This window comes from Paenibacillus sp. FSL R7-0652 (assembly GCF_038595045.1).
Classification (GTDB): Bacteria; Bacillota; Bacilli; order Paenibacillales; family Paenibacillaceae; genus Paenibacillus.
The window spans coordinates 1,033,242-1,048,678 of sequence record NZ_CP152001.1 but is presented as its reverse complement, the minus strand read 5'-3'; the positions used below and the strand labels follow the sequence as shown (position 1 = coordinate 1,048,678).

14 protein-coding genes are annotated in these 15,437 nt (G+C 47.3%); 7 read left to right on the top strand and 7 right to left on the bottom strand.

What is annotated here, in order from left to right; genetic code table 11:
* Window positions 1-86: 86 nt before the first annotated feature.
* The 3 genes from MKY97_RS04700 to MKY97_RS04690 all read right to left on the bottom strand — a co-directional run bounded on the left by MKY97_RS04700 (window position 87) and on the right by MKY97_RS04690 (window position 5,638).
* A complete protein-coding gene (locus MKY97_RS04700; protein WP_342554346.1) occupies window positions 87-2,234 on the bottom strand; it encodes a hypothetical protein in 2,148 nt (715 codons plus the stop codon).
* Window positions 2,235-2,728: 494 nt separating this feature from the next.
* Window positions 2,729-4,498 carry a dihydroxyacetone kinase subunit DhaK gene (gene dhaK / locus MKY97_RS04695; protein WP_342554345.1) on the bottom strand — a complete coding sequence of 590 codons (1,770 nt, stop codon included), beginning with the start codon at window positions 4,496-4,498 and terminating at the stop codon, window positions 2,729-2,731.
* A complete protein-coding gene (locus tag MKY97_RS04690; protein WP_090917434.1) occupies window positions 4,499-5,638 on the bottom strand; it encodes a glycerol dehydrogenase in 1,140 nt (379 codons plus the stop codon).
* Between the two features lie 366 nt (window positions 5,639-6,004).
* Between MKY97_RS04690 and MKY97_RS04685 the strand changes: the two genes are divergently transcribed.
* Together MKY97_RS04685 and MKY97_RS04680 are read left to right on the top strand one after the other, a co-directional pair.
* Window positions 6,005-7,036, top strand: coding sequence for a PocR ligand-binding domain-containing protein (locus MKY97_RS04685; RefSeq protein WP_342554344.1), 1,032 nt, complete (start codon window positions 6,005-6,007; stop codon window positions 7,034-7,036).
* Window positions 7,037-7,142: 106 nt separating this feature from the next.
* Complete coding sequence (locus tag MKY97_RS04680; RefSeq protein ID WP_342554343.1) at window positions 7,143-8,132, top strand: aldo/keto reductase family protein; 990 nt, start codon at window positions 7,143-7,145, stop codon at window positions 8,130-8,132.
* Window positions 8,133-8,138: 6 nt separating this feature from the next.
* Here MKY97_RS04680 and MKY97_RS04675 read toward each other — a convergent pair whose 3' ends face one another.
* The 4 genes from MKY97_RS04675 to MKY97_RS04660 are packed head-to-tail and all read right to left on the bottom strand — an operon-like array spanning window position 8,139 to window position 11,521.
* Window positions 8,139-9,014: a LysR family transcriptional regulator gene (locus tag MKY97_RS04675; RefSeq protein WP_342554342.1), complete on the bottom strand. Its 876-nt coding sequence runs from the start codon at window positions 9,012-9,014 to the stop codon at window positions 8,139-8,141.
* A 28-nt stretch (window positions 9,015-9,042) separates the two neighbouring features.
* On the bottom strand, window positions 9,043-9,516 hold the full coding sequence (locus tag MKY97_RS04670) for an SMI1/KNR4 family protein (RefSeq protein ID WP_342554341.1): 474 nt from the start codon (window positions 9,514-9,516) through the stop codon (window positions 9,043-9,045).
* Window positions 9,513-10,646, bottom strand: a complete 1,134-nt coding sequence (locus tag MKY97_RS04665) for a beta-eliminating lyase-related protein (protein ID WP_342554340.1) — start codon at window positions 10,644-10,646, stop codon at window positions 9,513-9,515. Before MKY97_RS04665 ends, MKY97_RS04670 begins: the two co-directional genes overlap by 4 nt.
* A gap of 14 nt (window positions 10,647-10,660) precedes the next feature.
* A complete protein-coding gene (locus MKY97_RS04660) occupies window positions 10,661-11,521 on the bottom strand; it encodes a LysR family transcriptional regulator (protein WP_342554339.1) in 861 nt (286 codons plus the stop codon).
* 255 nt (window positions 11,522-11,776) lie between these two features.
* Here MKY97_RS04660 and MKY97_RS04655 point away from each other — a divergent pair, with 255 nt between their 5' ends.
* From MKY97_RS04655 to MKY97_RS04635, 5 genes are all read left to right on the top strand, one after another.
* On the top strand, window positions 11,777-12,769 hold the full coding sequence (locus MKY97_RS04655; protein ID WP_342556233.1) for a zinc-binding dehydrogenase: 993 nt from the start codon (window positions 11,777-11,779) through the stop codon (window positions 12,767-12,769).
* 264 nt (window positions 12,770-13,033) lie between these two features.
* Window positions 13,034-13,252, top strand: a complete 219-nt coding sequence (locus MKY97_RS04650; protein ID WP_342554338.1) for a hypothetical protein — start codon at window positions 13,034-13,036, stop codon at window positions 13,250-13,252.
* 25 nt (window positions 13,253-13,277) lie between these two features.
* The gene (locus MKY97_RS04645) at window positions 13,278-13,796 is read left to right on the top strand and encodes a HEAT repeat domain-containing protein (RefSeq protein WP_342554337.1); all 519 of its coding nucleotides are present in this window, start codon (window positions 13,278-13,280) and stop codon (window positions 13,794-13,796) included.
* Window positions 13,793-14,206 carry a hypothetical protein gene (locus tag MKY97_RS04640; protein ID WP_342554336.1) on the top strand — a complete coding sequence of 138 codons (414 nt, stop codon included), beginning with the start codon at window positions 13,793-13,795 and terminating at the stop codon, window positions 14,204-14,206. Before MKY97_RS04645 ends, MKY97_RS04640 begins: the two co-directional genes overlap by 4 nt.
* A gap of 231 nt (window positions 14,207-14,437) precedes the next feature.
* Window positions 14,438-15,226 carry a formate/nitrite transporter family protein gene (locus tag MKY97_RS04635; RefSeq protein WP_342554335.1) on the top strand — a complete coding sequence of 263 codons (789 nt, stop codon included), beginning with the start codon at window positions 14,438-14,440 and terminating at the stop codon, window positions 15,224-15,226.
* Window positions 15,227-15,437 lie beyond the last annotated feature (211 nt).

Here is a 15,437-nt window from a genome sequence, read left to right as displayed (position 1 = left end):
AAATCGGGGGATAACAGCGATCGAAAGCATAGTCGCCATCGGAGTGGTCAAGTGTAATCTAAAGGCACACCATATCTTTTTTCACACTAAACCAAGTTCCAGAAGAGAACTGTATTTGCCACCGTCACCATCGTAAACAGCAGCGTATTCACAAATGCCGCGAGCCATACATTGTTCGTTTTCTCAAACAATTTGCGTGCGTATACCGCAGCGATGATCAGACATGGCACCAGCGCGAACAACAGGATGCCGTTCAGTGCTTGAGTTGGATACAGCGCCACACCTGTCATAAAGTCTTTGCCATACTGTGCCAGCATCCACAATACCAGTCCGCCAACATTCAGTACAATCGCAAGGAACATACCGCCGCGTTTGCCGCGTGTATTGGCGTTCAGCGCAATGGCACTCACAAAGTAATAGATTAGGAACAGTGGTGCATAACGCAGTGCAGTAACGAAATGTGCCTGTTCAAACGTACGTACTGCAAATGTCCAGATGCGGAAGTCCGTTCCGAAGATTGCCTGTACTGCGAACAGCAGTGCATACCCGATTACAATCGCGAGTACAGCTGTTACGAGGCTGGCAATGATGGTTCCGATATTCAAGCTAATCCCGTAATCGCTGAAACGGGTACCTGCATCCTTTTTGGAGAAATAGTGGAATGCAAAGGTCACCAGCATCATAATTAACGCCGATACCAACGCCCAGTATACGATCTGGTTCGTCGTTGGTTCATTGAAGTATGTGCCTGTAACGACAATTTTGCTCGCATAGTTAAACACAATCCACATGGCAAGAGATACAATGGCGAGCAGCACGCTTCCTACGCCGATATTTTTCATCCGGCGGCTTGCCGCATAATCATTCTTTTTGCTTCCAGCCAAGACAAATCCAATGACTGCAGCAAGCACACTTACAATCAACAGAATCAGAGCAATGATACGCAGTACATTCAATCCGTCTGCCGATTTATCCATCAGCGTTGGGAAAAGAATGGCCGGAATCAGCGTGCTGAACGCAATCGCAAGCCAGTACATTGTTTTTTGTCTGCCGCTTACGGCAGCGGATACCGTTGCAATCTCACTGCTAACCGCTTTACGCAGCAATGGCAGTCTGAGCAGCAGCGTAATCAGAGGCACAATCATCAGGAAGAAGCCGATCAAAGATACAAAGTTAAAGGCTTCCTTCGCCCACCAGATCTGATTTCCCGATCCCAGATTCACATTGGTCTGGTTCGGTGACGTTACCCCATTGAAAGCATGAGCATAAAAGTCGATCAGATGTCCCGTTGTCGTTGGCGAAAAATGGTTCCACGGGTGAGTCTGATTCGGTGTAAACATGATGTGCTCGCCCGTTTGCGAAGGGCGTACTACTTTGCCATCCACCAACAGGTCTCCGGACTGTACTTCTGTAAACTTGTCCGTTTCCGCTCTTGGCGCATCTGCTGCCAGTCCGAGGAATGCTTTACCCGAAGTCGTTGCGGCAAAATCTTTGCGCATCACGGTACCTTTGATTTCTTTTTCAGCGGCTGTTTTCTCTTCGTCGGATTTGTTAAAGAAAAACTCGTCATACTTACCCGCAATCATCCCTACTGTTCGGCTTCCAAAAGCCGCCTGCAGCTGGTCTTGCGGAGCCACGGCTGCCGCATACGAATAGTCTGCGCCTACAGAGATTCCGGTATAGATCATGCGGTGCCCTGTTTGCAATGACGTCATCTCATCCATGTACATGGAGAGCAGTGTCGAGAATCCCCCCATGGAGTGACCGCTAACCGCAACATACGCGTTACCCTTGTCATCCTTTTTCGTGTATTCCTGATCATAGATATATTTAGCTGCATCGAATTGAGAATAAATCCAGAATGTGCCAAACATATCTTTCACCGGAATTGGTGCATTCCAGCGGGAATCCCCGTGATCGTACATATCGAGCGCCAGCACAATGTAACCACGTCTGGACATCTCAATGGCAGGTGCATCCTGCATTTCTTTCGTGTTCAAATAACCATGTGTTGTAATAATAACCGGTCTTTTGTCATCGGCACCCGCGCCTTTTGGCATGTACAGCAGACCCGATAACGTTCCGTGGTCGGCCTGGAATTTGATCTCTTTAACCTTGACGGAATAGAACGATGTGTTAAACATACCGGCAAACAAGCTGCCGAAAATGACCAGCGCGAGTGATAAAACCAGCAACCCCTGCGGTTTTTTCAAGAATGATGTGACTGTTCTCATAGTTGGCTCCTTTAAGTAATATAAAATGCGATATAATTTGAACTAAAGATGTTTACACATGCACTTCGATGACAGAATAACCTTCCGATCGCTGTTATCCCCGGATTTTTTGATTCCCTTTTAAAAAGGGAAAATCCGGTGATAAAGGCGAACGCTTCGCTTCTTCAGGTTTTTTCTATCCTCTCCGTTATTGTGTAATTTAATAGTTCAAATTATATAGATAAATAGATATCACTATGCATACGCTCCCGTTCATAATAATGAGCGAAACAGCATGTCATAATGCAGCTAACAATACAAGCCAACAATAAAACTAAATTAAACTATTCAAATTAGATGTAAATGAGTACATGTAAATATTGACTCAATATGGCCTAAAAAAAGCACACATAACGACGCCGGACTCCGGCGCCGTCACCTGTGTCTGTTCATAACTTATCATCTTATCTATTCTATATCGTCATCCGAGCTTATTTTAATTAATGAAGTATCTTCTACTTCAAAGACTCGGACAGCTCAGTGAAAATAACACCCAGTGCATACGCACCAGCATCCGGATATCCCAGGCTGCGGTCACCGACCGTACCTGCGCGTCCCATACGTGCTACGATATCTTCGGTTTTCTTCGCACCATCAACCGCTGCCGCTGCACCTTTGGCAAATGCGGATTTGAAGCCGTCTCCAGATTCCGCGCTTTGCGTCCAGGCATCTGCGCATGGAACGAGTGCATCGATCAGCGTTTTGTCACCCACAACTGCACCGCGTCCGAAGGAACGTTCACCTGTTGCTTGAATGCCTTGAACCGCTGCCTGCATTATTTCAGCAAACTCAGCAACATTCAACTGTTGTTTCTCACCTGCCGCTTTGCCCGCTGCACGGAATGCCGAACCCCAGATTGGGCCGGATGCTCCGCCGCAATACTCCATGATGACGAGAGAACATGCATCGAGGAATGAACCGATATCTTTTTTCTCTTCGTTAACGATGTGGTTCCACTCACGCTTCAATTGACGGAAGCCTTTGGCTACACTCATTCCGAAATCGCCGTCACCGGCATGGGAATCCAGTTCACAGAACGGTACTTCGTTCTTGATGATGATCTCGCCCATTTTATCGATCAGGTAAACCATGTTATCCAGTGAGAACTGATTGTTTTCAACAACAGCTGCTGACGCATCCGTCTGCACTTCATAAGATACTGGAGCATCCTCAGTCACAACCGCTTCCAGCGCTTCGGAGTAAGCAACTTGCGCCACTGGAGGGCCAGACACTTTAAATGCAGGTGTGTCGCTTTCCTTAAACAGCAAGGTTTTCAATTCCTCATCCAGCTTCAGAATGGTAACTGATGCACCTGCCATGTCGATACTGGTCATGTAGTTGCCTACAAATGTCGTTGCTACGTTAAGACCTGCATGTCCTGCAAGCTCACGCTGCACCGAGTTGTTGAGCAAGTACAGCTCTTGCAGAGGTGTCGCACCAAAACCGTTCACAAGCACAGCGATCTCGGCGGACGCATTTTGATCCAGCTTCATATCTTTGAGCAATGCGGAAACCATACGTCCTGCAAGCTCATCTGCAGAGACGATTTTCTCCCGGCGAATACCAGGCTCACCGTGAATACCAACGCCAAACTCCATCTCGTCTTCCGCAATTTCGAAGGTTGGTGTTCCTTTGGCAGGAACCGTACAAGAAGTGAAACCAAAGCCGATACTGCGCACGTTCTGCGCCGCTTTCTCGGCAGCAGCCTTCACTTCTTCCAGGCTGCGTCCTTCTTCTGCTGCGGCACCGGCAATTTTGTGAACCAGAACAGTTCCAGCTACACCGCGGCGTCCTACCGTGTACAAGCTGTCCTGCACAGCGATGTCATCTTCCACACGTACATACTGCACGTGGATGCCATCTTCTTCAGCCAGATGTGCTGCGTTTTTGAAGTTCATCATGTCGCCGCTGTAGTTTTTGATGATAAGCAGTGTACCTTTGCTGCTTGCCGTTGCTTTGATCGCTTGATAAACCTGGATTTGGGAAGGGGATGCAAATACATCTCCGCACACAGCCGCATCCAGCATACCTTTACCGACATAACCTGCATGTGCTGGCTCGTGACCGCTGCCGCCGCCGCTGATCAGGCTGACTTTGTCAGTTTGAATCTCTCTGCGTTTGATCACTTTATATTTTTTTAGGAATTCCAGCTCCGGGTGCGCGAGCGCAATCCCGTTGCACATTTCCATGACAACATGTTCAGCTTGGTTGATGATTTTTTTCATTTATTTTGCCTCCTGGCGAGCTTTGTACTCCCGTCCGATTCGGTCAGCTGCTGCAATCGCTGCGGCTACTTCAGGAACTGTAATCGGGAATGGCATCGCGTGGATGGATTCCTCTGGAATGCACGCAATCTCTGCTACTTTCAACAATTCTTCTTGTGTAATGGTTTCTACGCCGATATCTGCAAGACTTACAGGCAATCCTACGGAAAGACAGAAGTCCATCACTTGGTGCAGTTCTTCGGTTGGTGCATTTTCAAGGACGAGCTGTGCAATCGTACCGAAGGATACTTTTTCACCGTGGAAATAGTGGTGTGTACCTTCCAGAACCGTCAGACCATTGTGAATCGCGTGAGCTGCAGCCAGACCGCCGCTTTCGAATCCAAGACCGGACAACAGAATGTTCGTCTCCACGATGTTTTCCAGGGCTTGAGTTACCACGTTGCTGTCACTCGCTACTTTTGCTTTGGCACCGTCCGTAAGCAGCATTTCGTAACACAATTTAGCAAGCGCCAGCGCAGCATTGGTTCCTACAGCAGATGGTGTGTACCCTTCACGGGAACCCATCGGCAGACTTGCATTCACACGGGAATAGGATTTCGCTGTTGCTCTTGCCTCGAAGTAAGTAGACAATGCATCTCCCATACCGGATACGAGGAAACGTGTTGGTGCATTCGCGATAACGGTTGTATCTACGAGCACCACGCTTGGGCTTTGCTTGAAGTATGCATAATCGTCAAAAGAACCTTCCGGTGTGTACAATACTGCCGAGTGGCTCGTCGGTGCGTCTGTCGCTGCAATTGTCGGGCAGATGATCAGTGCATCGCCTTCAGCAACACATTTCGCGGCATCAATGGCTTTACCGCCACCGAGACCGATCGTGCATGTGCAGCCTTTTTCTTTCGCGATTTCTTGCAAACGAGCAACTTCCTCACGTGAACATTCGCCTCTAAAACCGCTTTCAACAAACGTGATATTGAATTTTTCTGCTGTTGCATCCAGCTTGGCTTTGACACGCTGTACATCATCCGGGTGTGCAATCAACAATGCAGAATCTCCGAAGGATTTTACGAAATAACCCAGGTTCAACAATTCGTCTTCGCCTTGCACGTATTTGGTTGGGCTGATAAATGCTTTTCTCATAATATGATATGCCTCCTAAAAGTAGATTTAATAGAATGTTTTGCGCGGCAGCACTCGTCCCTCTTAACTGAAATTCAAAGGTGAAGCGGCCTTGCTCCGTGTTACATCAAATTTTAACTGTTGCAATTGACCTAAATATAACGCAGAAACAAGAGGTTTACAGTGGACTTTGATAACAAATTATTATAATTTGCAATCGTAATTTTTTGCTTTTTCGCATAATCGTGGTATGTTATTGTCATGAGATGGTTGAATTTTGACCTCCTATTTTCCATTACCCGTCCTGTTCACGTCTTAATATGTACAACTTTTAACTTTTTAACGACTCTCCGATCGATGAATTCGGTCTGCCACGGAGGTTTTCACATGATTAAAGAATATCTGCACATCAATAAAATACTGGACCTGGATAAGTGGAAGCGCCTTCAAGATTCCCTTGCCACCGTAACCAAACTTGCCATTCTTACCGTCGATTATAAAGGCATACCCGTCACCAGCCACAGCAGCTGTCAAGCATTCTGCCAGAATGTTCGCAAAGACCCCGAGCTTCTTCCCTATTGTCAAAAATGTGATTCACGCGGCGGTCTGGAGGCTGTTCGCCTTAACGAACCTTACGTTTATCTCTGTCATTTCAATATCATTGATATTGCGATTCCGATTACGATTGATGGAAAATACATTGGTGCTGTGATGGCTGGACAAGTCAAACTCGCCGATCCCGAGAAAGGGAATGACCTGGAGCAGATTGTGACGTCCAAAAACGTACCGATGCATGATGCGAAAATGAAGGAGCTGCAGGCAGACTACGACCAATTACCCGTCATGACGTACGAGGAGATTGTGAAGATTTCCAATATGTTATCCCTGCTCTGCAACTATATTGTCGAGGAAGCGCTGAACAAAAACTTGCTGGTGGAGATGTTCGAAAAAGCTTCCGGCAATCAGGAGTCCGTCAACTTGTCCACCATCCTGCCGGGGTATTCGATCCGCAACATCGAGTCGATTAAAAAGGAAATGACCAACGCCATTGCGGATGCTTATCTCAAAAACAGTCCCAGTGACACGGAGAGTCTCAATCCGGTACTCCAGCCTGCTTTTGAATATATCCATAGTCATAAGAGCGAACAAGTATCGCTAAAACAAGCAGCCGATCTGTGCCATTTGAGTCCAAGCTACTTCAGCAGATTATTTGCCAAGGAGACGGGTGAGAATTTCACTACCTATCTCGCCAAGCTCAAAATCAAGTGGGCCAAGCAGTTGCTGGAAGTCACGGACATGCCTGTTTCACAGATCAGCGATGAGTTGGGATTTAATGAAGCGGGGTATTTTATTAAAATATTTAAAAAGTTCGAGGAAATCACGCCTGCCCTCTATCGTAAATATATTCAGGAGAGCTGATTAACCTGTGATATGTTTTTCATATCAATCATGTGCTTAATAGATATTTCACCTGATCATCTGCACTTGCTACAATGAAGTCCAGATGAGTAAGGAGGCATGACAAATGGAATATCGCAAATTGGGAAACAGCGGTTTAACCGTCAGTGAGATTTCGCTGGGCAACTGGATTACACATGGATCACAAGTTGACGATCCAACAGCACAAGCTTGTGTCCAAGCTGCATTGGAGGCAGGTATTACGACATTTGATACGGCAGACGTATATTCGAATACCAAGGCGGAAACTGTGTTGGGAGAGGCTCTCAAGGGAGTACCAAGAGAGAGTATTGAACTATGCACCAAAGTCTGTCATCCAACCGGTCCAGGTCACAATAACAGAGGACTTTCCCGCAAACATATTATGGAAGCCTGCAGTGCTTCATTACAACGATTGCAAACAGATTATATCGATGTCTATTACGCTCACCGCTATGATCCACACACTCCACTGGAAGAGACATTCCTTGCGTTTGCTGATCTTGTTCGTCAAGGCAAGGTTCATTATATCGGGGTTAGCGAATGGACAGCTGCTCAGATTGAGCAGGGCTCCGCACTAGCTAAAGAGTTGCGTGTACCTTTCATCGCGAGTCAGCCGCAGTATTCGATGTTATGGCGTGTAATTGAGCAAGAAGTTGTGCCAGCAAGCGTACAAGCAGGTCTGGGACAGATTACATGGTCTCCACTCGCTCAAGGCATACTATCGGGTAAATACCTTCCGTATTCAGCAGTGCCGCCCGGATCACGGGCAGCAGCCAAAGCAGGGAAACCATTCTTCAACAAGCTTGCCGGTCATTGGCTGCACGATGATGTGCTGACTGCTGTACAACAGCTTCTTCCTCTAGCGAAGGAACTAGGTCTGACTCTTCCTCAACTCGCCGTTGCCTGGGTTCTTCATCATCCTTATGTCAGCTCAGTGATTATTGGGGCATCCGGGCCAGAACAAGTACTGGAAAATGTAAAAGCTTCCGGTGTGAAACTGGATCAGGATATCCTCACTCGAATTGATGAAATATTAGGGAAATGGATTGAGAGGAATCCTGTCCTGACGGGTTAATGTAGATTAGTCGCTCCTGTCCATGTGTATAAAACGGGTGATCACACCCTGATTCATGTCCGTCCGCCATGCCATGTATAAGGGTACGGAGGGCGGTTTTTCTATTAAAGGTAAAAATACCACACCTCTGCGCTGAAACACCTCCACCGAAGAAGGAACTATGGAGATTCCCATGCCTGCAGCAACGAGGTTCACAATCGTATACATCTGGATTGCTTCCTGCTTAATTCGCGGTTCTACTCCATGCTCCCTGCAGTACTCCCGAACGAGACGATGAAACGGTGAACCCAGATGGCTAGGGAACAATATAAAATCCTCTTCCGCCAAGTCAGTAATCGACACTTGAATCTGCTCTGCCAAAGGGTGATCGTCTGGAACCACCGCCATTAACGTTTCTTCCTGGAAGACCTGGAAGGATACATTTGGCGTATGCTCCTGATATCGTAAAAATCCAATATGGATTTGTCCATCCTGCAGTGCCTGCAGCTGTTCAGAAGATGTCATCTCACGTAGTGTAATTTCGATCTGTGGGTACGCTGCTCGAAATCTCCTTAACACATCGACCATCATACTGCCTGAAGCCGAATCCACAAAAGCTACCGTTATATGACCAACGATGCCTTGGTCAACCTTCTGTGTGAGATGGATAGATCGTTCAAGCTGAGCCAAAATTAGTCTTGCCTGATCCAGAAACACAGCTCCCGCAGGTGTCAGCCTAACCATCTTTTTCGTACGTTCCAACAGCTTTACGCCAAGTTCTTCTTCCAGATTTTGAATCTGTTGACTCAGAGGCGGTTGAGTCATGTTTAATCTTTCGGCCGCACGGTGGAAATGAAGTTCCTCTGCCACGGCGATAAAGTAGCGTAACTTTCGAATATCCATTACACCTGATACACCTCCCCTCTCCCCGTTACTTCATCTGCTCCTCCACCCAGATTGCAGACTCTGCATGCATCGTCATGAGTGCACAAAAATCAGACTCGATCTCTACTAAAGGAATATCCTCGCCGCTGTCATGAATGAGCATCATCACTTTGCCAGAGGATTCATCCAAAACGGCCATGCTGCCCTCACCGAATCCGCCGATTGGAAATAGCTTCAGCCCGTCAGGCAGGTCGTATTCCTTCTCGTACTCTCGATAGGCATCCAGAAACTCGGGATACGCCCAGTCCAGCTCTTTGACTGAATACAAAGCGGGGTCACCAAAGTTGCACGCCCCGAATTCTAGCAGCAGCGCACGGTATGCCGAAGGCAGCTTCACTTGGTACTTTTGCTCGAAACTCTCGATGTCCTGCTCGGTATCAGGTTTACTGCCACTCCCCATCGTTGTACCATATGCCTGCACCAACAAATCCCGAATCGGGTCTAGTTCTACGGATTTCATCTGTTTTGCAACTCCCCGTCCAGCCAGGTCAGCGCGGCCTGCAGCTTGTCCTGCGGCACCAGATCATAACGATCCCCTGTCGACATTTCGAATGAGCAGCTGCTGCCTCCGGTTTTGTTCAGATACGATGTAATCGCGATATCAAACTGCTGCGCCATCTGCACAAGCAGCGGTTCAACTTCGGAAGCGGCAAGTGCGAAGTAAATGTGAAACATATTGGAGACGGGAATTTCAGGGATCGTGTGAATCCCGCGGCATGCATTGAACAATGCGGCCAGTTCTTTGGCCTGCTCGTAATAATGCCCCATTTTGCCGACACGTTCGTTGTAATAATACCGGGAGCTGAGAATATAGGGATATAGTCCAATCAGATCCCCGCCATGCCGCCGTTTCCACACCTTGGATTCCTGCATGAAGTCCGGTTCTCCAGCAAGAATAGCTCCCGCAATTCCGCCAATCCCTTTGTAAAAAGAGATGTATACACTATCAAACAAACCACAAATCTCCGCAGGTGTTTTCTCATAATAAGGTGTGATCTCAAACAGCCGCGCTCCATCCAGATGCAGCTTGATCCCGTGCTCACGGCAGTACGCCGAAATCGCCTCCAGTTCCTCATAAGCCGGCAGTTGCCCGCCTATCTCACGCTGCGGTAACTCAAGTAACAAACAGGCGTATTTCTCCTTCATTCCTCTCACATCGCCCAGTGTAATCAAACGATCCGCTTCGCCCAGCAAAATGCTTTCGATCTGATGCAGCTCCTTTAGCCCATCTTCTTCATGAATCTCCAGGTGAGACAGTGGATGATACGCAACTCGCTTGATACCTGCCCGGTCACACCAGATACGAAGTGCAATCTGCTGCGCCATCGTGCCGCTTGGAAAAAAAACCGCCGATTCCTTCCCTAGCACATCTGCCATTTCCTGTTGGAACTCATCAATAATTGAACCGTGACCGTAGTGGTCACTGAATGTTTCTCCATCTACCTGTTCCAGCGCCTCCTGCAGCACTTTCACTTTGCGGCTGCCGTGCCCGCCTACAATATACGCTGCCTGACCGAATGCATCAGCAAGCGTTAATTTGTTATTTGGATCTACATCATGTTCCTTTTCAGAGCCTGTACGTTTAACCAAAATCAACCTCTCCTTTACTGTTCGGGTACCGTCATAATCTCCACTAGAGCCTGAAGCGCGTTTGAACTATGTTCACCACGAGCGTACACAAATCCTACCTCCAGACGAGAATACGGATCAGGGAGTGATACGATTTCGACCTCACCTCTAGAGGCTGCTTGAACTACCGAAGAGCGGGGAAGCAAGGATACGCCTAACCCGGCAGTAACCCCATCGATAATCGTGGCCAGTGTTCCATATTCCATGACGTTCAACGAATGAACCCCTTGAGTTTTTAAAAAATCCTCGGCCTGGGCTCGGTGGCTGCATCCAACCTCAAAAAATAACATTGGCCTGCTGAGCAGCACAGACATGTCATGCTCACCCGGTTTAACAATGAGCACCAGTTCATCGCTGTACATTTTTATATAATTCAGCTTCGCATGATGAACCGGACCATACACCAAAGCGCCATGTAATTCATGTTCAATAACCTTCTGATTCAGCTCATGCGTACCACCTGTGACAAGGGAATAATGTACCTTCGGATAACATGCGCAGTACTCCGCCAGAAGTGGTGTCAGGAAACGAGAAGCTGCGGTCTCGATCGAACCCAAACGAAGATTTCCCGCCGGTGGACTTCCATCTTGTGCTGCCTGCTCTGCTTCATTTAATAATTCCAATATTCGATCTGCATATCCCAGCAGGTTCTCCCCTGCTGGAGTGAGCAGCATCCCCCGATTGGAGCGATGAAACAGCGATACCTGCAGCTGTGCTTCCAACTGCCTGATCCGTGTGGTCACATTAGACTGTACATAATTCAGTGCAATTGCCGCTTTACTGATACTGCCTTCACGGGCAACCGCCTGGAATATTTTCAAATCACCTGCATCCATTCATTCTTCACCTGCTTATCGTTATATGAGCGTATTAATACATATCCAAATCTCATGTAAGCACCAAAATGCTCTATTATTCTTATCTATCATTAATAATGATACTCACCTTCGTTTTTGTTTATTTTACGTGTTTCTATCTCGACTGTACAATGACTCCATAACGAGCAGCCTGAGTGCTTCTCAAGGAATACTCCGATGACAGAGTAACCTATATTATACAGGGAGGTAACATCCATGAACGTATCCAAAACGATGAGTGCAATTATACATTCAGGTCACAGCGGCCTTGAAGGTCTTCAATATTCAACCTGTGCAGTCCCTGAAGCAGAACCCGGACATGTCCTTGTAAAGCTCCACTCTGCCGGACTTAACCATCGCGATCTCTTCATAATGTCAGATCGCACGCCTCAAGACACTCCGCTCATTCCCGGATCGGACGGCGCTGGCATTGTCGTAGAAGTTGGCGAAGGGGTACAGCATCTCTCCGTAGGTGACCAGGTAATTATTCACCCTACTCTCGGTTGGGAACATACCGCAGACGTGCCTGTCGTTCCAGGAATTGTTGGTGGCCCGTCGGATGGAACACTGGCACAATATACTGCACTGCCTGCAGGCAATGTCCTGCCCAAGCCCGCTCATCTCTCCTGGATTGAAGCTGGTGTACTGTCTCTTTCTGCGCTGACGGCTTATCGGGCATTATTTACTCGAGGTGGACTGAAATCAGGTGAGCATATTCTCATTCCTGGCATTGGAGGCGGCGTCGCTACGTATGCCCTGCTTATGGCTGCAGCTGCAGGAGCGAAGGTAACCGTAACATCCAGAAGCGAGGCGAAACGAGCCGAGGCACTGCGGCTGGGAGCCGATCAAGCTTTGGACAGTCATGCCGACTGGAGCAATATCAAGTCTGACCTCGATCCAGTGGATATCGTTCTGGACAGCATCGGACAAGCAATGTTCTCCAAATATGAAAGTGTCATTAGACCTGGTGGGCGAATTGTCATGTTTGGAGCAAGCTCTGGTGACGACCTGCATCTGCCGATTCGCTCGATCTTTTTTCCACAGATCAGCCTGATTGGAACTTCTATGGGCAGCCGTGAAGAGTTTGTTCAGATGCTGGAGTGGGTAGAGAAATATCAGATCCATCCTGTTGTGGACAGCATCTATTCCCTGCAAAATACTTCACAGGCATTTGAACGCATAGAAAAAGGCGAGCAGTTTGGCAATATTGCCATTCAGATAGACTAAGCTCGCAATAATGACATATGTTCTTTAAATTCTCAGCATATCAAGTTAATTTCCTTAAATACTTAAAGTAAAGAATAAAAAGTGACCTTGTGACCATGATCTTTCCCCTTATCAATGATAGACTTATGCTTGGACATCGTCATCGGATAAGGGGAATTTGTCTTTGACACGTTTTATTAAACGGCATCTGAAACGCGCTATTATTATACTGATCGTAATCATGCTGTTGGCATTCATTCAATTAATTATTCAGGAGGTATGATCATGCCAAATCATGAACATCTCATCGTGTTAGTTCGCAAAATTATGAATGCGGAAGGAACGGAAGAAGAGTTGGATGACATGTTAACAGAGGTGCAGCAGGCGCTGCCATATGCAGAGGTCAGTAATCTGATATTTTGGGATGAACGTGAATTAACCCCGGAGCAGGTTGTGGAGGAGGCTCTTCAAGCTCGCCCGATTCAACTCCCGCCCCAATCTTAAACTCATTCAGGAGGTGAAGGATATTATGTCTGCTGAAGAAATGCACAACCGTCTTATAGCTCTTGATTTGAACACAGCCGCTTCAGAAGATAAGCAGGAAGCACTCCGCCAGATCATCGAATTACATGATCCAGAACTCACTGCACAAGTCCTTGCTCTTGGTATGAATACACAGGAGGAAGATTTAGTACGTATTGAAGCTTGGCGAGCCCTCGGTATGGCGGAAACTTCTCCACTTTTGAATAATATCCGTGAAGCGGCAGGACAGCTGGTACGTAACTCGGAAGAGGACGAGGATGTGCAGATTTATGCTTTACAGGCGTTAGCCCTGCTCCCTGTAACCGATGCTGAAATTCAGCTCGCTCAGGAGGTTATTGAATCGGATGCCTACATCCTGGTTCAAAGTGCTGCTTTCGCTATTGTAAGAGCAAACAAACATATCCCGCAAGCTGTACTTGCGCTGGAATCACTTCAAACCCATCCCGAGTTCGGCGCTTCGGCAGCAAGGGAGCTTCAATCTAGATCAGGACGTGATGATCAATGAATTCAAGTAATGAACAGCAATCACAAGAGCAAGATGATGAACATTTAACAGAGGAAACCACTCAGGCGGTGTACCTTACTCAAGGCGAGATTCATGCCATTCAGAAGGCACTTCTTTTTCTCAAATTTGAATGTGAAGAGACCGAGTCTCTGCTGTACGCAGGCAGTCCTTTATTAAACAGTGTGCTGAGCAAAATGAGAGAAATCGATGTCCACGGCGAATTCGCCAAAACATTTCACTCGCGCCCTAACCCCCGTGCGGAAGCCGTTATGCGTGAGAAGCTGGAGCGCTCCTATGCCGAAGAGCATGTTCCGCATGAACGGACAGAAGCGCAGCTGGATGAAATTTGGCAGAGCTGCATGTTTCCTTTTCCCGTAAACCCATACAAACAAAAGTCTGATCCCGAATAGGTAAAGTCCTTCCCTCGCGGAAGGACACTTCACAACATTACTCTTTTTCCATGTAAAAAATCCCCCGTTGAATTTTCTAAAGATCATTCGTTACAGCACATATCCGCCCCGGATATTCCTTAATAACTCCTAATGCAAAGTTTAAATTCTTTCATTTCGTTAAGCTATTTAAACAAATTACAGGTATAATGTAGAAAACTTGGATGATTCATGACATACAGGAGGAGAATTATGGAAACGGAAGGTTTGCGGGGTGTGGAGCAGCTTGCTCTAAAGAAACATAAAATTTATAAACAAAGCCTGATTCGGTATCTGGCACGCTCCATGCTGGCCAGCATGTTCATCGGCTTCGGCGTAATTGTGGCATTTAAGACGGGCAATTTCTTCTATATGGAAGATTCCCCGTTTACATACCCTATGGCAGCCATTACGTTCGGTGCGGCAATTATTTTGATTGCCTATGGCGGTGGTGACTTATTTACAGGCAACACATTCTATTACACCTATGCGGCACTGCGCAAGAAACTGCGCTGGTTTGAAGTCGTCAAGCTGTGGGTTGCGAGCTACAGCGGGAATCTGATGGGTGCGGCGGTATTTGCCCTGCTGATCTACCTGACGGGACTGTTCGACTCAGCACAGGTGAATGGTTTTCTGCTGAGTGTGGTCGAGCACAAAATGGAAGCTCCTGCGATGCAGCTCTTTTTCCGCGGTATCCTCTGTAACTGGCTCGTGTGCCTAGCGTTCTTTGTGCCGATGTTCATGAAGGAGAACGGCGCCAAAATGTTTGCGATGATGCTCTTTGTATTCTGCTTTTTCATCTCGGGATATGAGCACAGCATCGCGAACATGTGTACATTCGCGATTGCGCTGGTGTTAAATCACCCGGGCACAATCTCTTTTGGCGGCGTAATTCACAACCTGGTACCGGTGACACTTGGCAATCTGGTGGGCGGCGTGCTGCTGATGGGCTTTATGTATTATGCAGTGAACAAACCCTTTCTGGACGAAGAGACACATTAAGATTTTCGAAAAAAACTCCCCTCTCTGCCCGGTCGAATGACTGCCGTTCATCGGTAAGAGAAACCCAAAACCCCAGGTGGAATCTCTTGATTAGAGATTCCACCTGGGGTTTTCCTTTTACCTGTCTTCATGCTGTAGATAACAGTCATTTTTCAGGTAATCCTGTCATCAGCGTTTCCGTGTGATCATCATGGTTCTCTAGTTACAGCCA

Coding starts and splice junctions, on each gene's coding strand:
- MKY97_RS04700 (WP_342554346.1), bottom strand. CDS start 2,234: ATGAGAACAGTCACATCATTCTTGAAAAAACCGCAGGGGTTGCTGGTT.
- dhaK (WP_342554345.1), bottom strand. CDS start 4,498: ATGAAAAAAATCATCAACCAAGCTGAACATGTTGTCATGGAAATGTGC.
- MKY97_RS04690 (WP_090917434.1), bottom strand. CDS start 5,638: ATGAGAAAAGCATTTATCAGCCCAACCAAATACGTGCAAGGCGAAGAC.
- MKY97_RS04685 (WP_342554344.1), top strand. CDS start 6,005: ATGATTAAAGAATATCTGCACATCAATAAAATACTGGACCTGGATAAG.
- MKY97_RS04680 (WP_342554343.1), top strand. CDS start 7,143: ATGGAATATCGCAAATTGGGAAACAGCGGTTTAACCGTCAGTGAGATT.
- MKY97_RS04675 (WP_342554342.1), bottom strand. CDS start 9,014: ATGGATATTCGAAAGTTACGCTACTTTATCGCCGTGGCAGAGGAACTT.
- MKY97_RS04670 (WP_342554341.1), bottom strand. CDS start 9,516: ATGAAATCCGTAGAACTAGACCCGATTCGGGATTTGTTGGTGCAGGCA.
- MKY97_RS04660 (WP_342554339.1), bottom strand. CDS start 11,521: ATGGATGCAGGTGATTTGAAAATATTCCAGGCGGTTGCCCGTGAAGGC.
- MKY97_RS04655 (WP_342556233.1), top strand. CDS start 11,777: ATGAGTGCAATTATACATTCAGGTCACAGCGGCCTTGAAGGTCTTCAA.
- MKY97_RS04650 (WP_342554338.1), top strand. CDS start 13,034: ATGCCAAATCATGAACATCTCATCGTGTTAGTTCGCAAAATTATGAAT.
- MKY97_RS04645 (WP_342554337.1), top strand. CDS start 13,278: ATGTCTGCTGAAGAAATGCACAACCGTCTTATAGCTCTTGATTTGAAC.
- MKY97_RS04640 (WP_342554336.1), top strand. CDS start 13,793: ATGAATTCAAGTAATGAACAGCAATCACAAGAGCAAGATGATGAACAT.
- MKY97_RS04635 (WP_342554335.1), top strand. CDS start 14,438: ATGGAAACGGAAGGTTTGCGGGGTGTGGAGCAGCTTGCTCTAAAGAAA.